We start from the raw sequence: 21865 nt of genomic DNA, 5'->3' as shown, positions 1-21865 counted from the left end.
GACGATTTACTATCGCCACCCCACCGCGCGAATCGGTAGTCTCAATGACTCGACAATTGTTTCGAATGTGACCGGCGTGGAATTGGGGGTGGGGTGCGGTGATGACGGTCCACAAGCTCACTGCCGGTGGCGGCTACACCTACCTCACCCGCCAGACGGCCGGGGGCGACCGGCCACGCCAGGCCGGGCAAAGCGCGTCCGACTACTACACCCAATCGGGCAACGGCAACCCGCCGGGACGGTGGGTCGGCTCCGGGCTGGCCGGGCTCGACCTTACCCCCGGCTCAATGGTTCACGAAGCGCAGATGCGCAATCTCTTCGGCTCCGGCCTCCACCCCAACGCCGAGGCGATCCAGGACTCCTACCTCGCCGAGCACCTCCACGGTGACCTGTCGACAACACAGGCCGACCGGGTGAAGGCCGAAGCGGTGCGGGCGACGAAACTCGGACAGAAATTCCCCTCCTACAAGACCCTGGAGCCGTTCAAAAAGCGTGTGGCCCAGCGGCTGGCCCAGATTGCCGATGAAACCGGACGCGAGGCCGTCTCGTCCGAAATCGCCAAGGTCAAACGCGAAGAAGCCTCCCGACAACGGGCCGCGGTCGCCGGATACGATCTGGTGTTCTCACCGGTCAAATCAGTCTCGCTGTTGTGGGGGCTGCACCCTGAGGCCGGTGTGCGCTCCGAGGTGAAGGCCGCCCACGACACCGCCGTGGAGACGGTGATGGCCATGTTGGAACAACACGCGGCACTGTCGCGCAAGGGCACCGGTGGGGCCGCCCAAGTCGACACCACCGGGCTGGTGGCGACAGCGTTCGACCACTTCGACTCCCGCTCCGGCGACCCCGACCTCCACACCCACTTGGCGATTGCCAACAAAGTCCAAGGCACCGACGGACGCTGGCGGTCTCTTGACGCCACCGGGCTCTACCAAATCGGCGTGGCCGCCTCAGAGACGTACAACTCCACCATCGAGGCCGAACTGTCCTACCGGCTCGGCGTGACCTTCACCGACCGGCCCGGACCCGCCCGGACCCACCGTCCCGTGCGCGAAATCGATGGGGTCGACCCGGCAATGATCCGCCATTTCTCCACCCGCCGGGGCGCTATCGAAGCCCGCTATGCGACGCTGCGGTCTGACTACCGGGACCGCCACGGGCACGACCCGACCCCGCAGGCGGCCTGGGAACTAGCCCAGCAAGCCACACTGGAGACACGCGGCAGCAAAAACGATACACCCCGACCGCTGGGCGACCTGGTCGACGATTGGAGAGCCCAAGCCCTCGCGGCCTTCGGCCCCCAACCGTTGGAACAACTCACACGGTCAGTCCACACACTCCCACGCGACGACACCACAGTGGAGTTGACCGACGACGACGTTCACCACGTTGCGGGGTGTGTGGTTGCGACGGTGTCACAGGAGCGGGCGACGTGGACGCGGTGGAATCTCCATTCCGAAGCGATGCGGCAACTACGCGGCCAATTCCACTTCGCGAATCGTGTTGCCCTGGCCGATGCCGTCGACGCGGTCGTTGAAACAGCACGATCGGCGGAGATGTCGCTGCAGATTTCGGCCCCTGCACCGGTGTCCGAACCCGACGCTCTACGCCGGGTCAGCGGCGAATCAGTATTCACCAAACACGCCGCTGAACGCTACACGTCGGAGGCCATCCTGGAGGCCGAAACCCGCCTCGTCCAAGCCTCAACAACCCCGACTGTCTACAGCAGCGCACCCGACCAGATCCACACTCGGCTCGACGAGGTCGACAACACCAGCCGTTTTCCTCTCGATGCCGGTCAACGCCGCATGGTAGAGGCGTTCGCCTCCGACGACCGGCTCCTGACAGTGGGAATCGGCCCGGCGGGGACCGGCAAAACCACCGCCATGCGCGCCTACAAGCACGTCCTCAACGCCGAGGGACGCCGCCTGATCGGCCTAGCCCCGTCGGCGAAGGCCGCCGCCGTGCTCGCCGACGACCTCGCCACCACGTGCCATACGGTCGACCGGTTCCTCATCGACCACCACTACCACCCCACCTTCCTCTTCGGCGGAGCCGGAACCGCGACTCCCACCATGGACCGCACCCCATTGAACCCCGGAGACGTCGTACTCGTCGACGAGGCCTCCATGGCCGGAACGTTCCACCTCGACCACATCCGCGCCATCGCCATCGAAGCCGGAGCGCAAGTCCGACTCCTCGGCGACGACCGACAACTGGGCGCGGTCGCCTCCGGCGGGGCGCTACGGCTCATCGCCGCCACCTCCGGAGCCACCGAACTGACCGAGCTCCACCGCTTCCGCGACCCCACCTTCGCCAGCGCCAGCCTGGACTTGCGCGAGGGCCGCACCGCCGGCCTCGATTACTTCCACAACCACTCCCGCCTCCACGGCGGCAGTTCAGACGCGATGATCGACGGCGTCTACGCCGCCTGGCGACGCGATATCGAAGCCGGCAAGACCAGCCTCATGATGGCCGCCTCCAACGCCACGGTCACCGACCTGTCCGCCCGCGCCCGCCTCGACCGCATCAACGCAGGCGACGTCAAAGAAAAAGGCATCACTCTCCACGACGGCAACACCGCCGGACGCGGCGACTGGGTCGTGACCCGCTCCAACAACTCCATGTTGAAATACAACCGAGGCAAAGACTTCGTCCGCAACGGCACCACCTGGACGGTCACCAGACACTACAACAACGGGTCGCTGAAGGTCACAGCCCACGACTCGAAAGGCACCATCACTCTCCCAGCCGACTACGTCGCCGACCATGTCGAACTGGCCTACGCCGCCACTGTCCACCGCACCCAAGGCTCCACCGTCGACACCGCCCATGCCCTGCTCACCCCCGACATGACAAGGGACCACCTCTACGTCGCCGCCACCCGCGCCACCGACACCACCCACCTGTACGCCGTCACCCACACCCCGCTGCCCGCCGATCCTGACCAACGGCTCGACCGCCCGAAATGGGACCCCGACGCCACCGCCGCCCGCGAAATCGCCGAACACATCCTCACCCGCGAGCCCGACAACCATTCGGCCACCGAGGCCATCGACACCGCCCTGTCGGACGCCGATTCCCTCGCCACGCTCACCTCCCGCTACCGCTACGCCGCCGACCTCGCTGCCACCGCCCACTACGACAACACCATCACCACCGTCCTCACAGGCCGCCTTTCCCGACACGACCTAGGCGACGTCATCGACAACGGCCTACCCGCCCTGGCCCGCACCCTCGCCCGCGCCGAATACGCCGGTTGGGACGCCGAACAACTCCTCACCATCGCCGCCCGCCGCGACCTCAACGACGCCACCTCACCCGCCGGAGTCCTGATCTCCCGCATCACCAAACACATCGACACCTACACCGCTCCACCACCCGGAACCCAACCCACTGCCGACGACGCGACCCGCTACGCCGACCACCTCCACACCCTCTACCCGAAAGCACACCTCGACATCGACGCCGCGCTCCATCCTCCCGCCACCAACCACCCTGTTGCCACATCAACGCCTGTATCCGCCGCCGAGAACTCCCAGCGCTACCAAGAAGAACTAGGCACGGTGTTCTCCCCGTTTGTCGCCGATATGATCGCCAAGGAACGCGCCTGGCCCGCCCTCACCGCCGCGCTCGACCGTGCCGAGCAGACCGGTCAGTTCTCACGTGAGGCCCTCACCCGCGCCAGCGCACAACGCGACCTCGACGGCGTCGACTCCGTATCGGCCACCCTCGCCTGGAGAGTCGAACGCCAAACCCACCTCCTCCAACTCGACCCCACCCACACCGGACAAGCCTGGCCCGCCACCGCCTGGACCCTCAAAGCCTGGGAGACGACCACCGGACGCGACGCGACCGAACTGATCGACCACCTCAACGGCGACGAATGCGACTTCGACACCCTCGCCCTCGCGGTCGGACAACACGCCCGCTTCGAAGCCGACCAACAACAACGCCTCGACGCCCCCACGAGCCTGCCGTGGCTGGACTACCCCCGCCACGTCCTCACCACCGATGGCGTCGACGCCCAGATCCGCGACTACCTCCCCCATGTCGCCGAGGCCATCAACCATCGCCTCGACCGCCTCACCCTTGATGCCGCCACCGACCTCCCCGATTGGACCACCAATTTCGGCCCCGAACCGGCCGACCCGACCAAACGCGACACCTGGAGCCAGGCGCTGGCTCTCACTGCCGCCTACCGCGACCAACACCGCATCACCGACAACGACCCCGCCCAGCCCCTCGGTCCCTACATCGAATCCGGCAAAGCCGGCCACCGCGAATGGTGGCAAACCGCCGCCGCTATCACCACCCACAACACTCACGACAGCACCACTACCCCCACCGGGCTCGCAGCTGGCGTTGAACACCGGCTCGACCACGCCGTAGCCGTCGACATCTACCACTCCCTGCCTGACGACAAACGCGACCCCATCCGCCAACACGTCGCCGACAACCTCGACCACACCACACGCCGCGCTTTCCAACGCGAACCCGACACCACCATCGAGTCTCCAGCCGCCTCACACGCCCTCCGCCACGCCCTCACCGACCACGGCCACCTAACCGTCCACCACGCCGCCGAACACGGACAACGCCCCAAAAACAACACCACCACAACCCCGAGCCACGACACGACACCCGTTCCACCACAGGCGGCACCGACTACCGCATCACACGACGAACCCGACTACACCCAACCCATCACCCCACACCCATCCCCCGACACAAGCACGGCAAACTCACCCACGCTCCGGATGTAGAGCCACTACGAAGACTGAGACACCAGCCCCAGCAACTACCTCGAGTTGATACGTGCTGTGGTGCAGATGGAGTGGTGGTTGACAGCATGGCTCGGTGTTGCTACAACAAGTGGACCAGAAACCCGCTCGTATTCGACCAGCATACGACGTTTTCGGAATACAGATCCCTAAAGCACTTACCGTGACCGAGCAGCACCCTCCTCTGGAAGGTCCCTTCTTGAAACAGCATCCTGGTAAACAGGCAACGCTTCCAATCCTTCGGGTAAGCGCCAGCATGGCCTCCGCGAATGGAATCCCCTGCCCAGAATCACGTCGCACTAAAGCACATGTAAATCAGCCATGGCATCGCCCATGGCGACAACGTCCTGCCATGGAAGGCTTCTTGTTCGATCCACTGTTTACCGTCCTCGACGCTCACGAACATGATGGAGTCCGACTGGGACAAGCACTAAATGTCCTGAACAGGTGGGGCACACGGCTGGATGTTTCCGAGAGACGGTGGGTCACGCATGCGACCTTCCCTGCCCCCACACAACCTATACTCGACATAAATCACACAAATTTAGTTCGACAGGTTCCGATCAGTCAACCCGTCGGCATAGGCCAGAAACGTACTGCATGCACTACGCACTTCGCGCCAAAAGGACTTCGCTGGCAAATTCGGTCGTGCTCTGTAATCTACATGTGTAAGAAAAAGTTCTTCTTTTGCTCTGGAGATAGCTACGAAGAACTCCGACTCTGAGTCGTCTCCCCAGAACAATTCCTGTTCGACACCTAGCACGACGACTTTCTGAAACTCCAGGCCCTTACATTTGTGGATATTAAGTATCCGCACAGCGTCAAGATCGCTCAGTTGTTTTATTGCTTGAATTGGGTCCCCTGCAATCACAAGTTCCGAGCCGAAGGCCTCCAGCGCATCTTCGACAACGTCATCGAGGCGCTTACCTTGCCGGTAAGCAGGTGAAAGCGCGGCGAGTGCGGGGCGGGACACTAGTTTTAGGAACTCGAAAATGACTGGACGCCAAGCACTGAGGTCCCCGCTCGCAAAACATGCAGCTCCAACCCTCACTCGCGCATCCTGCAGGAACTGCTTGAGTTGCCTGTCGAATCGAAGGGCTGCCTCTTCGGAAACACTGGTGCGTGCCGATACCCTCATGAGCTCTGACCAGGCGTCCGGATGCCGGTCAGAAACGACAACCCGGACGAAGTTAAAGATCAGGGCCACAACTGGCTCTGAAGCACGATCTTGGTTGACCTGCTCATTTCGGTATGCAATATTACGCTGGTACAGTTCTTCCCTAAGCGTTTCGGTAACAAATTTAGACTGCTGTCGAACGAGGATCGCGATTTCGTTTGGCGGCACATCTGCCGCGAGCCACCCTTCAACACGGTTGGCAACTGCCTCAGCTTCCTTGATCTGGTCTTTGAAGTGGAGGACTTGGATCGTGCCCTCACTCCCAGCGAGATTTTCATCGGGGCTGGCTGCAGAGGGATCCATGTCCCTGATCATACGGTTCTGCATCCGGCGAAGACGCGGCGCGGATCTGAAGTTCTGAAGCAGCTGCAACGGAGCCGCGTCGAAGTCATTGGAAAAGGTATTCATGATTCCATCGAGTGCGCCAGCCCATCCCATGATGCGCTGCTTGTCGTCGCCGACTGCGGTCAAAACTGAATCCGTGTTCTGGAAGATAGCTTTGACCAATTCGTACTGACTCTTGGTCGCATCTTGGAATTCGTCGAGGAAAACATGGCTGTAGGTCTGGCGAAGGGCGGCACGAGCGTATTGGCTATTGGCGACGATGACGTGCGCCAGCGGAATCAGATCTTCGAAGGTGATCTGCCTACGTGGAATTCGATAAGCTGCGTCGATCGTGAAGTCCGGATCGAGAGCGTCAGCACCTCTCAATATTGGACGATAGTTGCCGATCAAGGTCTTAGCGAAGGCATGAAACGTGAAACTGTCAAAACGTGCCGCATATTGCCCACCAGACCGAGTGCGGACGCGATCCCTCAAGTTCCACGCCGCATCTACCTTGAATGAGATCGCTAGTATACGACGTGGATGCCAACTAACTCCGGTACGGAAGAGAAAGTCCGCACGTTGGGCAAGCAACTCAGTCTTTCCGGCCCCAGGGCCAGCTGTGACGATGGCGTTGTCTTCTACCATAGTCACAGCACGCAGAGCATTCGGTTCCAGCTCCAAACCACCGACTGGCTGCCAGTACTCCGAACGGATCACTCGGGCAACTCCTTAAGTTTCTCCTTCACACGGTTTACGAGCCTGTCGAGTACAGCAGGAAGATGGCCCAAGAGCTCCTTGTCGTCGAGCCCCGACATCGCTCTCAAATGTGTAGCAGGTTTGCTCTTGCGACCAAATTTTGCGTCGTAGCAGGGGAACAATTTCCATACGTCGTCATCAAGTTGGTACTCGTTGACGTGGTTTTTGCCCAGTACCGCCCTGATCGTTGACGTTGAAGGCGTCTCAGGCGTGACTTCGTACTTTCCCGGAAACGCTTTAAGGAGCATCATATCGAGATCGACGGGATGAGAGAAGAACACGTCACAATTTTCGAGTTCATTAAGCGGATCTCGCCCCACCGGATACTTCGGATCGTTGATCTGGGGGAAGCCGCCTTTGTCATTCCACTCCGGCAAGCCGTTGATCACCCCTGGTTCGAAGGGAGGCTGCTCATGAACCTCATTTACCTTCTTCATCGCATAACGAACGCGACCCCAGCCGCCCTGCCAGCGTCCCGAGTCTAGGTCAAGCAAGGTTACATATGGAACCTCAAGTTCACTAAGCAGACGCCAAAAATGATTGACATGACGTCCTCCAAGAGGGACGACCGAAACCGATGCATCATCTTCAGCAATACCTGCAGCGGCGAGAACACGTGGCAGAACAACCTGTTCACTGTCACCTTCACCAAGGACGACCAGTCGCGAAAAATACAACTCTGGGAAGGCTTGAACTGCCTCACGCACGTACTTAGCTGCCACTTGGTCATCATCAGGCAAGACTATTCGACGCACAATCGACTCACGGGCATCATTGAGCCTCAGGAAACAGATCGACTCGGGGTCCACCCGACGCAGCATCGTCGGAGCGTGAGTCGCGACCAGCACCTGCACATTACCATGGTCACATGCATTGCGAAGCTGGCGGATAATTCTGCCAAGATATTGTGGTGCAAGGCTGTTTTCAGGCTCTTCCAGTGCAATGATCGTGTGCACAGGAGGTCGTAGGCGCGTTGGATCGAATGATGTCTCTTCGCAGCTTAGGACCCGTTGTGCCAGACTCTGCCATGCCAGCACAAGTGAAATATACAGTAGGGACTTTTGTCCATCACTCAAACGTTCGAATGGCAGCGCGGTAGCACTGTGTGATGGTGAGAACATCACCGTCAACTGACGAAGAACGTCTTCCAGCTCTCCACGGCCAAAGGCGATCGATGGGTCTTTAAAGAAAGCGCCCGTGTGGAGACCAGACCACTCGCGTGCCAGCCGTTCGCCGATGCTTGAGACTGCATCGTTGCCCGCCACTGTATCCGTCACCTTAGACATCAGGTCAGTTAGCGGTTCTCGCTCCGAACTCCAGTCGGTTGCCCGCAATACCCGACCGATGAGTGATGCTGTGGCGTAAGAAATGTGGTCAGCGGGATCGCGTCGAGCTGGCAGATAATGAACTTCGATTTCAGCACGGTCATAGCGTGACATCGTAGCCGTTTCAATCGGCTCATCATCCTCCTCACCTGCCCGGAGGACGTATTCCAGTCGCTCCTCTACCTCACCATCGCGAGCAATTTGGGCTGTCAAACGCACTCGGATGCGAGGTACGTCATTCTCTGACTTGATAGCCATGTACGGGAAGAAAGATGGAACGGTGGGATTTACCTTGTTATCGCCGGCCTCCGGGAACTCAATATCTACCTCGATCCAAAGAGTCGGCTCCTCCTCCTGAACCGCACCCTTGTCACGATCAAACGGGACATGGAAGTCCTCTACTCGGATCTTACGCTGCACGTGGATCGGGCTGAACAGGCGGGACAGCGCTTCGAGCACTACCGTCTTACCCGACCCGTTGGGCCCTAGGATATAGGTAATGTCCTCGAGATCAATCGTTCTCGGCTCCGGTCCAAACGACTGGAACCCTTTAACACGGAGCTGGCGAATCCTCATAGACAGTACACGCTCGCCTTTACAAGTGCCCCATCAGCGAATTCGCACCACGTACTGGTGCCGATACTTTCTTGGGGGCTATCCAAAACCCTCAAAGAACCAATTCGCTTCTTTTGGAGCTGCTGCATTGACATTCCCTCCTCGATTCTGGCGTGCTTAGGGAAACTTTGAATACAATTCGGACTCTCGACAACTCTCGTCGGATACGCTACTCCTGATAACGCGGTAGCCCTCTCATCCGTTCACTTGTCTAGCAAGAAGAGAGCAAACCTGGGGTCCTGATGGCAGGCTATCAAAGCAATGTGAAAGCACCGGCTGACAGTAGCGACATTTCACCCGATGGACTCCTGCCCATATCAGGTAGCGTGGCCAGTCAACGGGTTGCGGCAGGTACTGCGGCCAAGGCGTTCACCTGTCGGGTACGTATCATAGCTTCTTGGGGATACACCAGCGAAATACGGACCATCATAGCCGACATACGGGCTGTTCGTACGGGCAGTGGTACGACATATGCCGCTCAATACTCCGCACTTTGTTCCTTGCCACGCATCTCCCAGTTGCTGTAAGGATATACAATCGTGAACTCTTGGAGAGCCCCTTCACGACATACGAGCACCAATCGGAATACGCACCCGTTACGATCCCGATTTGAGTCCAGTCACAATCCCATTCCGACACCTGATCCTAAAGCTACCGTCGCGGTCGATTGTCTCACTCAGTTGTTTATGGATTTCGTTCAAGATGGGATCAAATGGGAGGTCACGACTATCAGCGAAGGACTTGTAGGATCCGAAATGATCTATAACTGGTGCTGAGCCGTCGACCTCAATAATTCCGTTTAGCTCGGTGACTTCAACGTGTGCCAAGTGCTTTTCCAATGCCTCCGCTGCTGAGTCCAATTCGAACCGACCAGAGAGCTTAATCCGTCCGGGCGGGTCCACCATGTTGAGGACGGTGTAGGTCGCCGATTTCCAAAGGTCGTCGAGTTCTTGCTTATCGTCGGCAGCGTTGGTGGAGGTAATCAACACGCCGCCGGGAGCCAACACACGGACCATTTCCGCGAGGCCCTGGTTGATGTTTTCAATGTGATAAATCATGTGCATGGCAAGGACGACATCGAACGAGTCATTGTCCCACGGGAGGTGCTGGGCGTCCCCGACAACAACGGGCGGTTCGAGGTCGTCCATGATGCCTTCAGATACGTCGAGTCCGATAACTTCGGCCTCGGGGAATTCGATCCGCAGTCTCTTCGTAATATCTCCCTTGCCGCAACCAATGTCGAGGATCCTCACCGGCTTTCGGTTCCCGATTTTGTCGATCACCAGACCAGGAATATCGTATTGGGGTTTTTGATAGTGGTAGAGGTTCCGCCGTTTAGTGAGGTCGTTTCCAGTTCGATAGGCGCGATCGACAAGAGTATCGCGGTTGGTGCGTGAGTCGAAGTTGTCTGGCATATCCTCTACCTTTCGGTGCGGGAGACGAGGTGGTTTATGGTGTCTCTGCTGTCTCTGTCGCCATATATTGGAGCAGCCTGTGCTTGGGCAGCAAGCCGACGGATACGTTGGCGGATGCTTGCAGTATAGGCGGCTTCGGGAGCACTATCGATTGCAGCGAGCTGATCGGAGAAGCCGGTAGCGTCGCGTATCGTTAGGCTGGCGGTGGCGATATCCAAGCGGAGGGCCAATTCGTCGGGGCTGGCCCTAATGAAGGTGGTCTGTTGGAGGGCGTCGTGGGCGATTGTGCGTGCTTGGCAGGCGTGCTCGTCGGATTGGAATTCGAGCAGACTGGTCGTTTGGTAGCTCGCCAATTTGTAGGCAGGGAAGTCAAACAGGGTTCCTTCAATGTCAGCGTCTCCAGCGATGTCGTTTCCATGTTGGATTGTGCGGTGAATCGCTTCCTCTGCTGCGGTGAGGTCGCCTGATTTGGCTGCTGATCGTGCCGTTAGAGCAGTCAACCGCAGTTTGGTCACAGTGGCGGAGGTGAATTTTGATCCGTCCGTTGCTGTTTTAAGGGCACGTCTGTAGTCGCCGGACCAAAAGGAGATGAGGGATCGCACTCCGAGCGTCCAGGCTTGAACGTCGGAACTGTCAGAGCCCTGAGCGAACAGCCAAGCCGTCTGGATCAGGTGTGCTGCCTCGTTGTACATCCCTTGGTCAAGCAGGAGGTGCGCTTGAAGTCCTACGATTCGCGCGGCTAGGGCAAGGAGTGTTTGCTGTTGGAACGGAAAGCGGTTGGCGTCGATGTAGTCGCAAACGGCTTTACGCGCTTCGGCTAGCTGCGTGTACCTCGACATGAAGGGTTGTCCAAAGTTCGGTCGTGCCAATCGGTGGACTTCTTCCTGCAGGTATTCGAGAGCATTGTGACTCATCGTCGAGTCGTACAGCGCGCGAGTGAAGGTCTGTGCTGTTTTGAGATCTCCAAGAATAAGGGCGGATTCGGTCGTGTCAACGGCGCTGGATTTATCGATCAGGCCCGCACTGTGAAGGTAGGTTTCAAATCTAGCCTTGGTTTCGGAGTTAGCCATCCGAAGTGCGGTGTCTAGTATGCTCTGTGAGTCGCCGCTGGGTACGATGTGTGAACCACGTTCTTCCCATTTAGAGATTCCCCGCTCAGAAATCCCGAGTCGTTCGGCGAATTCACGAAGGGTCCAGCGACCTGCTTTGCGGAGAAATTTTGCGTGTTCTCCTGTCCATTCAGTAATAACGGTCATCGGCTTGACCTCGTTCAAAATTGGTTGGAGCCTACAGGATCCCATGCTTTCGGCGTGGACTCAACCCGATGACCGTCTGTCAGCTGCGCGTGTGTCAGGTCGTGATCCGCGCTAGCCGTCGTCCCATTTTCACATAGGCAACTGCCTCGGAGTCTTCTTCTGGGGGTTTGACTATGGACGTGAGACTGTTGTTGATCTGGCGTTCGGTGAGTCTATCGGTCTGTTGGTCGCTGTTCGTTTCCCAGACGATCTTAAGTCCGCCGCCTTTAGCGATGCGACGGACTTCGCCTTTGCTGGAAGCGAACGCAAGGACGTCGACCAAAAGGTGCGATAGCGAAGAATCGGTGTGCTCGGTTAGGTTGATAACGGGTATATCGTTAAGGGCTGCAAACCGGCGACGTGAGAATCTGGATTCAAATTCCCGTCGTGCCTCTATGGCCGCTGATTTGCCGTGCATAACGGCCACGACGTCGGCGGCCAACAGTTTTTTCAGACTCATAGGATGGAGTCGCCCCTCAGTGCAGGCCTCCTCGAAATCTTCGATCTCGGGTTCGGTCCATTCCGTCCATGCTCGCATGTAAGGAAGGGTCAGGCGGTCGGGGATGGACATGATGCGCCCGAAGGTATCGCTGGCCGCCAACGTCAAGGGAATGTAGTTGTCCTTACTCTTGCTCATCTTCGTGCCGGTCCCATCGGTCCCTTCGATGAGCGGCATCGCCACAACAAGTTGGGGGGCTTGTCCGCTAATCTCCATGACTTTGCGTCCCATTTGCATGTTGAGTAGTTGATCCATTCCCCCTAGCTCGACGTCGGCGGTGATCTTCTGCGAGTCGATCGCCATGACGACGGAGTATATGAACTCCGAGAGAGCGAGACCGTGACCGGCGTCTAGACGGTTGCGGAAGTCTTCGCGTTGGAGTGACATGGAGGTCGGAATGTGGGAGAGAGTCCCCAGCAGTTCGGGGAGTTTGATATCAGCTAGCCATTCGGAATTTTTGCGAAACTGCGCTTGTGAAAAGTCGAAAAATGGGCTCACTTGATCTTGGTAGCTGGCGAGGTTGTTGGCGATGTCTTCGGCAGTGAGGGCCGGTCGTTCATCGGAGCGGCCGGATGGGTCTCCGATGCTGGCAGTAATGTCTCCGACGATGAACACGATGTTGTGCCCCATGCGTTGGAACCGAGAGAGGACGATCATGGGGACGGCGTGTCCGAGGTGGATTTCGGCACCAGTCGGGTCAATACCAAATTTGACAGTTATCCCAGACTCGCCTGCTGCTGCTATGCGAGCTGATAGGTCATCGTCGCTGGGGAGAATTTGGACGGACCGGTTGGATATCAATGCGGCCTGCTCAGTAGGAGTGAGGTCGGAAAGGTCGAGGTCACGGCGATAATGGGACAGTTCAAGCAGTTCAGCAGCAATCTGAGGGGTGTCGAGATTAGCGCTACGGAGGAGCTTCTGAGCTTTCTGAACAGATTGGTAGAGACGAGACATGCCGGACCTTTCAGAGTTGATTTCAAATCTGCTTGAACTGTTGAATACGTCGACTTGCGGGGCAAGGGTCTAGAGCCAAAAGGGGCTGCAGATCATGCCGTTAAGTCGTCATATGATGACGATCTTAGCTGTCCACAGCCGCCAGAGATGTCTACCCCCATGCTCTCCCAATCGAAGACGTGCAGCCCGCGTTGGGCGCATAGGTCCATGAATCGTCGCTTCCGAACGCTGCTTGCTGGGTTGAGATCATTTCCTTCGATGGGGTTGTAATGGGAGAGCTTCAGCCTGACGTGTGGTTTGTCGGCGAGGAGGTTGATTAGTTGTGCGGCGCATTCAGGTGTGTCGTTGAGATTGTCGAAAAGCAGATAGTTGAGGTTTACCATCGTGTCGCGTTTGATCGCATAGTGCCGGATCGCGTTAAAGAGGTCAGAAATGCTGCCCCGGCTGCGTTCGGGAATGAGGCTTTCACGGATCTGGTCGGTGGGGCCGTGCAGTGATACTTGCAATGCGACCGGATGTTCGAAGTCGGCCAATTTATAGATCCTTTTCGTGATGCCGATTGTCGAGAGGCTGAAATGGATGTCGGAGTTGCCCGAGTAGTTCGCATACAGTTTCCTGATGGCGTTCGTGACGGCGTGAAGGTTGTGCAGTGGCTCGCCCATCCCCATAAAACTGACATCAAACGCTTCGGGGATCGAACCGAGGTGGTCGAGGGTTGTTTCTACTTGGGCCACGATCTCGTCGCAGGTGAGGTTACGGACGAGGCCGTTCTCCCCAGTAGCACAGAAGGTGCAGCGCACGGCGCATCCGACCTGACTGGAGATGCAGAGGGATGGTCCTTTGGCTCCCCGATTGGCGAGGGGTAGGTACACGCTTTCGACTGTTTGACCATCGTGTAGTGACCAGAGGTATTTGATGGTGCCGTCGATGGAGCGGCGATATGTTTCTAGTGCCAGAGTGTCAGTACTGTCCGGTGTCATTGGCTGTCCTCCGAAACGATGATCGGTGTACATGGTCTTGTCTTGATTTGTTCACTGGGGCCACAGATGTTTTAGAGCGATCAGGTAGTCGGCGAAGGTTCGTCGCTCCCTCGCCCAAACGGGGCTCCGGTTAGTACATGCGCTGTACAGTCGGTTGAGATCATCGTATGAGCAGTAGTTAACTTGACACATTAGTTGGAATACAGGGGATTTCTCTGGTTGACGAGTGGAGTCTGCGGTGATACGTGAGTAGATTTCGTCATCGGGTGATTCCACATGGATGGCTGACCCGGGGATGCTCTTAGAAAATTTCGGGTATCCGTTGAATCCGCTAGTCATTCGGCAGTATATTGCGCCTATATTGAAGCGTGAGTGTAGCGGGATAGATTTGTTGAACCGATCGAGGATAGTTTGTGCGAAACGGACGTACTTGTGCTCATCGATACCAAGGAGAGCGACGACGTGCCGGTAGTTCTGGCCGAGGGTGATGAAATCGGAGGCCATCAGAGTCAACGATAGGCGTCGGCGGAACGTCATCGAGGCATCGACGATTCCTTGTTCGCAGTAGTAGCTGTGGTTGTCTTCTTCGGCGGCGTCGAAGTCGTTGTCGGTGGCGTACCGACCGACAAGATACATGTTGCGCAGCGCTGAGTTTTCGCTGGTCTGGTCGCGTAGTACCCCTCTGGCGGTATCGAATCCGAGTCGTCGGGTAAAGACGGTGAACTTTTCAGCTAGTTCGCGGGTCCAGTTGAAGTCGCGGCGTCTACCGTTGTAGGCATCGAGGTCTCCGAGGACGATCTGGCAGTTTTCTCTGTTCTGTTGGAATCGGATGATCTTTTGGATGTGGGAGACCGTTGCCATGTGGGGTGGTCCGGACATGCCAAAGCCGGTGGTGATGATGCGTTCGGAGGCCGGGGCTGCAGCGAATTTGTCACCATGGTGGTGGCACAGGTAGCGGGTATTCAGTTCACGATCCGATAGGCCAGCGAAGTCGAAGTTGAACTGTTTCATCTCGAAGGTCGAGTATCCAAATTGGCCGATGACGGTGTTGTAGTAGTCCTCGGAGAACAGGATCGGTGCGGTGGCGGTCATTGGTTCCCCTCATTGGTCAAAACGGTTTTGATGCTGGGTTTGCTGGCGTGTCCACTGAGAGCGCGAGGGAGTTCGGACATGGCCAGGCGGTGTGTCATCAGTTTGTTCGCCCATTGCGGGTGCTTCTGGAGCAGGCGCAATGCGTGAAGGAAGTCGCTTCCGTGGTTGCGGCAGTGGCTGTAGGATCCGGTGAGAGTGATTGATCGGGAGAAGACGGATCGCAGTGGCGTATTGAGTTGCAGGCCAGGTTGGTAGGCGTTGAGGACGACTATTTCCCCTCCGGGCCGGATAATGCGCAGGGCCTCTTCCAGCGGTTGCGTTGACGTTCCTGACGCGGCGTCGACGACCAGGTCGAAAGCTCCGGTGGGTAGCATGCCGGTCAATGCGAGTTCAGCGCCGACCAGTGGGTTAATCGTGTCAAGGCGTTCGCGGTGTCGTCCGACGACGGCTACGGTACTCCAACCTTGAAGGTGAGCAACGGCGACGGTGGCCACAGCCAGTGGTCCGGTTCCTATAATGGCGATTGATTTGGTGTTGGCTCGCGATCGTGCGCAGTGGAGACTGTGGATGGCAGTGGCGAGGGTGTCGGCTAGTACTGCGATGTCCGTCAGCTCGTATGGAAGAGGGACGATATTAGAGTCGGGGATATTGATGTGGGTGGCGAATCCTCCGGGGTAGTCCCAGCCGATGCGTTTGAGTCCGGGGCATAGATGAATGTCCCCGTGGGAACAGTGGGTACATCGTTGGCATGGGATGAGTGGATTGACGGCGGCAGGCTGTCCGTTGAGGTCTTCAATGACCATTTCGTGGCCGGGTGTCCAAGCGCCGGAGGAGTGGGCACGATAGGGGCGGGCTGATAGTTTAGCGAGGTCACTTCCGCATATACCGCAGTGGATAACACGGACGGTGCGTGTACCCGGGTGAGCAATCGGTGGTTTTTTCTGGGACTCCCAGGTGATTTCGTCGGCAGTGACCTTCCACCTGCCAAGTGAGACGTCAGTGGTCATGACCGACTCCTGTCAGTTGTTCCAAAAGACGATGTGGCTGTCCTTCTTCAAGGGCTTTGTGTGCCCGTTTCTGTCCTTGTTGGATAGTTGGTTCGATTCCGGCTGCATGGAGTATGAGTCCAGTTCCGGCAGTGACAACGTTTGTTCTGCTTTCCGCCGCCTGGCCTGTGATGATCTCAGTGAATACACCAGTAGGGCGGCGATGTGGCGATTGGGCACCAGTAGGTGGTGGAGCAGGTTCGACAGGAACGAAATTCGCAGATTTGTGACTGACGGTGTTCACAGTGTTGTGCTCATACAGGGTGGCTAGCACGGTTTTCGATCCCATAGCGAATTCGTCGGCCCACTGGCCGGTGGATTCGTTGACGCTGGCGGTCGCGTGGACGCGAGAGAAACCGAAGTTGGTGAGAACCTGGGTCGCCACATCGACCTTAGGGTGGGAGAGACCGAAAACGGTGGCGTAGGGGCGCAGTGGGCAGGCCAATGCAGCAAGGCCGAAGCTGAAGGGAGTCACCGTGTGAAACCTTCGCCCATAGACGCGGTTGAGGCTTGGAACAGTCGATTCGATCGGAACGAACGCGAAACTACACTTGCGAAGTTGTTCCAAGATCCCAGAGGCGCTGACGGATTCAGGTATCGATAGGGAGGCGGCCAGATCACGGGAGCCTGTCGGGGATGACGTGGCGTGGGAACCCATTTTGACCACGTTTGCACCGCACGTCGCGGCTATCAGCGCTGCTGGAGTAGAGATGTTGAATGACGGGAGGCTTTTCTTCCCGCTTCCGGCAACGACGACGACAGGGCGGCCATCGACTTCATCGACGCTGGTTGCCCGCAATCCGTCCCGTTGGGTCGCTCCCTGAAGAAGCGCGGTGACCTCCTCCGGTGTGGGCCCGGCTGTCATGATTGCGGACGCCAACCAGGCGATTGCAACGTCACGCGCAGGGCTCCCAGGGAGTCCGGTGATCTCGTGCGCGGCGCTAGCAATCTCGTTCGCCGCCGGATTGTGGCCATCTCCGATCCGCCGGAGTACGCGTTTGAGTGGAGCGGACAGTGTCGGGCACGATTCTTCAGACAGTGGTATGTGCTGTTGAATGATGCTTTCGTCGGTCCATGGTGCTGGGGTGGATGGCATACGTCGGCTCCTCCCGTTGGGAACGTGATGTCCTCATCGTCGTCGAAGCCGTCGTCGGCCGGAATGATCGGAGACTGCACTGCTACCGCACTGAATCCCGCATAGGAGTGCAGCACCGATTCAGAGTCAGATCGTTCCGCCGCTCCTCGATCGTTGCAACCCTGATGTTGACTCCAATCGAAAGGGCCGCAATGTCTACAGTAGATGGACCGGAGATCGTCCATTTTCTTTTGAATACTGACTGCAACGCATGGGACCTTAATTCCGCTGAGGATTCGCCGGGTGTCTGCAAGTTCTGCTACCGGGATCGCAACCGCATCTCATCCGATCCTGCGACAGTGCGCCGTGTGCTCGACGCTGTAGCCGCCGTCCCCCAAGTAAGACGTATTGTATTCACCGGTGGTGACCCACTCATGCCATATGACAACCACATCACCGCTGCGCTACGACACGCTAAAGACCTTGGTTTCGAAACGAATGTCCATACCAACGGTCTCCTTCTAAGCCAACAACATTCCGCCATTGCTCCATGGATCGACGTCGTGACTCTGGCGCTTGACGGACCCAACGCCGCCACAGCCGACTGGTTTCGGGGGGGACGGCTATTTCGAACGGTTCTGGGACAATATCGAGCTTCTCCAAAAGGGTAACCACACGCTCGGAATCAACACATTCACTTCGCCAAACAGCGTTACAAAGCTGTCAGAACTTGCCGGACTGATCAATGGTCTCCATGACCGGATCAGAGTCGAATACTGGCTCGTGTCACAGTACAGGCCGATCGGTCGCCCCAATGAGCGCAAAGCCGCGATCTACAACTACGACCGCCAATCGTTTGACGAAGCTGCCACACAGGCTCATCAACGCCTCAATAAGGAGATCGCTTTCTACGCCCAACCGACACGAAGCGAGGACGAACCCTATCCACTCAGGCTCTGGCTATTCGCCGACGGTCGGTTGAGCATCGAGACCGGCAGTGTCACAACGACCGAAAACCCAATCATCGGCAACGTATTGAACTTGCCGTTCCAGCACCTCTATGAGCAAGCCACGAACCAACACACACGATTCAACATCCGGGCTCGCACATGACAAACCCACTCCGCATCGCCCATATTCCAGCACGCACCGCCTACGTGTGGAAACTACAATCAACCGACTTTACTATCGTCAATGGTCAGAACATACACGCGACCACTGTTCCGACAGCCCTCACTGCCAAGTGGATTCTCAACCATCAACCATTGGACTGGGTAGACGTCATCCACTTGCACCACATCGAATTCGAGCTACTTGACGACCTGGAACATCTCATCGACGTCTGCCGAACATCAGGAACGGGGATCGTCCTTACAGTCCACGACCTCCATGCCATGTTCACCACCGATCAAGCTCTCGCTGAACGCTACGCACTACTGTCCCAAGACGGCGTCTTCTGGACGACGACATCCGATGGTGCCGCTCGCGATCTACAGAGCCAATATTCGCCATCTGAAGAAGTCTGCTCCCTACCACTCGGATACGCGATACCGCCTGCTCTGGTGGCCGGTCGAAGCCGGACCCACAGCACTGCCCCAAGATACTTCATGTATGGGGCCATGCGACCAAATCGAGACCACCTATCCACTCTCGCCAACTGGTCACTCGGGTTGACTCACACACACGCAACGTTCAATGTGCTCCTGCGCGCGCTCAGCGCGATTGATTTCGCCAGGCAAGAATACCGGCCTTCCGACCTCATAGCGCTTCTCCAATCGGATCAACGCATTAATACCGTGATGAAACCGTATCCAAGCGACGAGAACCTAGTTGAAATGGCGCTGGAGTCAGACTGCCTAGTACTCCCCTATCGCTGGGGCAGTCATTCCGGACAGCTCGAATTCGCCTTCGATCTTGGGCTCCTACCGCTCGTCCCACCCGTCGGCTATCTGACAGAGCAACATGCCCGACACGGCAATTTGGTACCCGACCCGGTGTGGATCGACTGGGACGGAGGCAACCCGTACCTGCAAGGAGAACAATTTCTCGAAGCTCTGCTCAGGGCACAGGACGTCTTGCTCGACCGCAACTTCCTACCAAACCCACAATTCCTTGAGTATCGGGAAGTCGAACACCAAGGCCTACTCCATAACCATGTAGATCTGTATGAACGTGCGGTCGAGCAAGCACGGACATGACAATGCCCAGCCCCCGGCGAGCGCCTAAATGCACGTGGCCACGCCACAAGCCCCCCATCACCGCAAAATCAATTGCAACAGTCAAGGCGCGGCCCTGGGCAATGGCAAATGAACACAATTGATCTAACAATGAATAATAGTTCCATATACTAAATATATCGACCCATCACTTTAAGGTTTCTGGTTCGTTATCTATGTCATGGACGCCGGAGCTCTGAAGCAAGGCATGAGAAAGCTGTCTCCTGTCGCTCAGGAGGACCTGTGTAAACACTGCATGGCGGCAGTATTCGACGGGATGCCCAATGACGAGGCCGCCGAGCTGTTCGGCGTCTCCACAAAGTCGATCGGCAACTGGCGAGCCAAGATCGAGGACAGCGACCTGGACGGTCTCGATTCCGGGAAGCCAGCTCGCCCGGTCGGGGCCCGCCGGTACCTGACCGACTCAGAGGAAGCCGCGATCCGCCAGGCGATCATCAACTACAATCCCGATGCCCTCGAACTCGACGGTGTCCTCTGGACCAAGCCTAAGATCGGCCTGGTCATCAAGCACCATTACGGAGTCACGTTCTCCTCGGGCGGGTTGACCAACGTGATGAGGCGCTTGGGCCTGTCACTCCAGCGCCCCGACCGTCGCGCTAGGAAAGCCGCCCCAGAGACGACGGAGAAGTGGAGGCGCGAGGACTACCCCGCCATCAGAAAAAGAGCGAAGGCCGAAGGCGCTGACGTGTACTTCGGCAACCAGGTCGGTGTCCGCAACGACCACCTCGGCGGACGGACCTGGGCAGAGCGGGGGCACGACTCCCGTCCGTGACGACACAGGCAATCGATTTGGCGTCAACGCCATCAGCATCATCAGCCCCAGAGGGAAGAAGTATTTCACCGTCTGCGCCAGCACTTTCACAGTCGCCTCGTGCATCGAGTTCCTCAAGCGTGTGATCCGCCAAACCGACCGGAAAGTCCACCTCATCCTCGACGGGCACTCCGTCCACCGCTCCAGAACCGTCCGAGACCGGGCCGCCGCCAACACCGACGAGATCGAGGTGCACTTCCTACCCTCATACGCCCCGCACTTGAACCCCGACGAGCTGGTCAACGCCGACCTGAAACGAAATCTGGGAGACCGGACCATCAACGAGATGCGAGCCGAGGTGACCGGCTTCTTCAGACAGGTTCCGAAGCTGCCGAGGATCATCCAAGGGAACTTTCGCGGCCCACACGTCCAATACACCGTAGAAACCATTAACTGACTCGTCGATAGCTGATTCGTCAATTAACACTTTGGCAACGCCCTGCTTAGGTACCGCATCCCGTCCACGCAAACGACGCTATGAACAAGCACTCCTTCAAAACTACCTTGGAAATCGCCTTCATAGACACCTATTCTGACAACAGTATTGATGATAATCCATTCAGTAGTAGTGGTATGTATCTCCATTATCACTGTCCGCCTACATGATGTGTAATATTGTCATGTTACGTTGCATAGCGACATATAGAAGTCATCTATAGCGAATGTGTCTAGTTATAGATACATGATGCTAAAAGATCTTCTATACCCCCCAACTAGAATAGGAATGCAATGACACCAACCAGTGTGTCTCTTCTCGCGAAAGCAGTAAAATCCTCTAAGATGGTTTCGACGCGATTGATGATCGTTGTCGCCACGGCGCTTTTGGCAGTGATTGTCCCTGCTGGTGCAGCATCAGCAGAGCAAGTTCAAAAAGAAAATGTCGACGCGGAATCAGTCCGCGAAACCATCTCAACCGACTGCCCTATCGAGGTTGCCAATCAGCGTGGCGGCAATTGTGATGTCGTATCTGAAGTCACTGTGTCGGAAGAAAAAGTCGCCACATCAGAGCAAATTGAAGCGGCTAGCGGCTTGACCTCTGATAATGGGGAAGAGCTCCAAGATGTCGCAGCGGCACGCACGATTTACACGAAGTCCTGGTCGCAAACTCTCGACGACACGCTTAACTGGTTTTCGGTTAGGCACAAGGGCACTGCATTTTACGACAACAACGGAAACGTTTGGTCCACTAGTGAAAAGTTCAACAAAACAGGGTACCATACATGCTACGTAAAGCATACATATCTTGTGAGTATTTCTGGTGATGGTTGCTACACGCAAAAGAGATACGATCTCCCGGACACAGCTATTTCAGAGTGGTACAGGTTCACCGTTTCATCAGGGGTCGGCGATTGGAAAGGATCTTGGGGCCTCAGCATCCATGTGAATATCTACCATAATGGGGAGATATATCGGCATACATGCAGCTTGTGCTGACTGATGCCTTAAGAGTCAATGTATGGCAGCATGATGGGGCTGCCGC

The 21865-nt window shown here is 57.4% G+C and carries 16 protein-coding genes and 1 pseudogene; 7 read left to right on the top strand and 10 right to left on the bottom strand.

What is annotated here, in order from left to right; genetic code table 11:
- The first annotated feature begins 101 nt into the window (after positions 1 to 101).
- Complete coding sequence (gene mobF / locus HALAL_RS17705) at positions 102 to 4763, top strand: MobF family relaxase (protein ID WP_025274161.1); 4662 nt, start codon at positions 102 to 104, stop codon at positions 4761 to 4763.
- 562 nt (positions 4764 to 5325) lie between these two features.
- Here the strand turns inward: mobF and HALAL_RS0111565 are convergent.
- From HALAL_RS0111565 to HALAL_RS0111520, 10 genes and pseudogenes are all read right to left on the bottom strand, one after another.
- Positions 5326 to 7002, bottom strand: coding sequence for a UvrD-helicase domain-containing protein (locus tag HALAL_RS0111565; RefSeq protein ID WP_025274160.1), 1677 nt, complete (start codon positions 7000 to 7002; stop codon positions 5326 to 5328).
- Positions 6999 to 8942 carry an ATP-dependent nuclease gene (locus tag HALAL_RS0111560; RefSeq protein WP_025274159.1) on the bottom strand — a complete coding sequence of 648 codons (1944 nt, stop codon included), beginning with the start codon at positions 8940 to 8942 and terminating at the stop codon, positions 6999 to 7001. Before HALAL_RS0111560 ends, HALAL_RS0111565 begins: the two co-directional genes overlap by 4 nt.
- 635 nt (positions 8943 to 9577) lie before the next feature.
- A complete protein-coding gene (locus HALAL_RS0111550; protein ID WP_342670460.1) occupies positions 9578 to 10264 on the bottom strand; it encodes a class I SAM-dependent methyltransferase in 687 nt (228 codons plus the stop codon).
- Between the two features lie 137 nt (positions 10265 to 10401).
- On the bottom strand, positions 10402 to 11466 hold the full coding sequence (locus HALAL_RS0111545; protein ID WP_156937720.1) for a hypothetical protein: 1065 nt from the start codon (positions 11464 to 11466) through the stop codon (positions 10402 to 10404).
- Between the two features lie 72 nt (positions 11467 to 11538).
- Positions 11539 to 11652 (bottom strand): annotated as a pseudogene (locus tag HALAL_RS19490) (helix-turn-helix domain-containing protein); the annotation flags it as partial.
- A 94-nt stretch (positions 11653 to 11746) separates the two neighbouring features.
- On the bottom strand, positions 11747 to 13144 hold the full coding sequence (gene tyrS / locus HALAL_RS0111540) for a tyrosine--tRNA ligase (RefSeq protein WP_025274156.1): 1398 nt from the start codon (positions 13142 to 13144) through the stop codon (positions 11747 to 11749).
- Between the two features lie 92 nt (positions 13145 to 13236).
- Entirely contained in the window at positions 13237 to 14124 is an 888-nt protein-coding gene (locus HALAL_RS0111535; protein ID WP_025274155.1) for a 23S rRNA (adenine(2503)-C(2))-methyltransferase RlmN, read from the bottom strand.
- Positions 14125 to 14175: 51 nt separating this feature from the next.
- Positions 14176 to 15216, bottom strand: coding sequence for a nucleotidyl transferase family protein (locus tag HALAL_RS0111530; RefSeq protein ID WP_025274154.1), 1041 nt, complete (start codon positions 15214 to 15216; stop codon positions 14176 to 14178).
- A complete protein-coding gene (locus HALAL_RS16930) occupies positions 15213 to 16223 on the bottom strand; it encodes a zinc-dependent alcohol dehydrogenase (protein WP_035534513.1) in 1011 nt (336 codons plus the stop codon). Before HALAL_RS16930 ends, HALAL_RS0111530 begins: the two co-directional genes overlap by 4 nt.
- Positions 16213 to 17127, bottom strand: coding sequence for a hypothetical protein (locus HALAL_RS0111520; protein ID WP_169732447.1), 915 nt, complete (start codon positions 17125 to 17127; stop codon positions 16213 to 16215). The genes HALAL_RS16930 and HALAL_RS0111520 overlap by 11 nt, the downstream gene beginning before the upstream one ends.
- 209 nt (positions 17128 to 17336) lie before the next feature.
- Between HALAL_RS0111520 and HALAL_RS19485 the strand changes: the two genes are divergently transcribed.
- The 6 genes from HALAL_RS19485 to HALAL_RS0111500 all read left to right on the top strand — a co-directional run bounded on the left by HALAL_RS19485 (position 17337) and on the right by HALAL_RS0111500 (position 21819).
- On the top strand, positions 17337 to 18008 hold the full coding sequence (locus HALAL_RS19485) for a radical SAM protein (RefSeq protein WP_084472097.1): 672 nt from the start codon (positions 17337 to 17339) through the stop codon (positions 18006 to 18008).
- Positions 17914 to 18450 carry a hypothetical protein gene (locus tag HALAL_RS18845; RefSeq protein WP_025274151.1) on the top strand — a complete coding sequence of 179 codons (537 nt, stop codon included), beginning with the start codon at positions 17914 to 17916 and terminating at the stop codon, positions 18448 to 18450. The genes HALAL_RS19485 and HALAL_RS18845 overlap by 95 nt, the downstream gene beginning before the upstream one ends.
- The gene (locus HALAL_RS0111510; protein ID WP_025274150.1) at positions 18447 to 19535 is read left to right on the top strand and encodes a hypothetical protein; all 1089 of its coding nucleotides are present in this window, start codon (positions 18447 to 18449) and stop codon (positions 19533 to 19535) included. The genes HALAL_RS18845 and HALAL_RS0111510 overlap by 4 nt, the downstream gene beginning before the upstream one ends.
- A gap of 199 nt (positions 19536 to 19734) precedes the next feature.
- The gene (locus HALAL_RS18180) at positions 19735 to 20346 is read left to right on the top strand and encodes a helix-turn-helix domain-containing protein (RefSeq protein WP_084471982.1); all 612 of its coding nucleotides are present in this window, start codon (positions 19735 to 19737) and stop codon (positions 20344 to 20346) included.
- Positions 20282 to 20782, top strand: a complete 501-nt coding sequence (locus HALAL_RS18175) for a transposase (RefSeq protein ID WP_084471981.1) — start codon at positions 20282 to 20284, stop codon at positions 20780 to 20782. Before HALAL_RS18180 ends, HALAL_RS18175 begins: the two co-directional genes overlap by 65 nt.
- A gap of 332 nt (positions 20783 to 21114) precedes the next feature.
- Positions 21115 to 21819, top strand: a complete 705-nt coding sequence (locus tag HALAL_RS0111500) for a hypothetical protein (RefSeq protein WP_025274149.1) — start codon at positions 21115 to 21117, stop codon at positions 21817 to 21819.
- The last annotated feature ends 46 nt before the right edge of the window (positions 21820 to 21865 follow it).

It is taken from the genome of Haloglycomyces albus DSM 45210, assembly GCF_000527155.1.
Taxonomy (GTDB): domain Bacteria; phylum Actinomycetota; class Actinomycetes; order Mycobacteriales; family Micromonosporaceae; genus Haloglycomyces; species Haloglycomyces albus.
This window is presented reverse-complemented; position numbering and strand designations above follow the sequence as displayed.

Coding starts and splice junctions, on each gene's coding strand:
- mobF (WP_025274161.1), top strand. CDS start 102: ATGACGGTCCACAAGCTCACTGCCGGTGGCGGCTACACCTACCTCACC.
- HALAL_RS0111560 (WP_025274159.1), bottom strand. CDS start 8,942: ATGAGGATTCGCCAGCTCCGTGTTAAAGGGTTCCAGTCGTTTGGACCG.
- HALAL_RS0111545 (WP_156937720.1), bottom strand. CDS start 11,466: ATGGCTAACTCCGAAACCAAGGCTAGATTTGAAACCTACCTTCACAGT.
- tyrS (WP_025274156.1), bottom strand. CDS start 13,144: ATGTCTCGTCTCTACCAATCTGTTCAGAAAGCTCAGAAGCTCCTCCGT.
- HALAL_RS0111535 (WP_025274155.1), bottom strand. CDS start 14,124: ATGACACCGGACAGTACTGACACTCTGGCACTAGAAACATATCGCCGC.
- HALAL_RS0111530 (WP_025274154.1), bottom strand. CDS start 15,216: ATGACCGCCACCGCACCGATCCTGTTCTCCGAGGACTACTACAACACC.
- HALAL_RS16930 (WP_035534513.1), bottom strand. CDS start 16,223: ATGACCACTGACGTCTCACTTGGCAGGTGGAAGGTCACTGCCGACGAA.
- HALAL_RS0111520 (WP_169732447.1), bottom strand. CDS start 17,127: ATGACAGCCGGGCCCACACCGGAGGAGGTCACCGCGCTTCTTCAGGGA.
- HALAL_RS19485 (WP_084472097.1), top strand. CDS start 17,337: ATGGTGCTGGGGTGGATGGCATACGTCGGCTCCTCCCGTTGGGAACGT.
- HALAL_RS0111510 (WP_025274150.1), top strand. CDS start 18,447: ATGACAAACCCACTCCGCATCGCCCATATTCCAGCACGCACCGCCTAC.
- HALAL_RS18180 (WP_084471982.1), top strand. CDS start 19,735: ATGGACGCCGGAGCTCTGAAGCAAGGCATGAGAAAGCTGTCTCCTGTC.
- HALAL_RS0111500 (WP_025274149.1), top strand. CDS start 21,115: ATGACACCAACCAGTGTGTCTCTTCTCGCGAAAGCAGTAAAATCCTCT.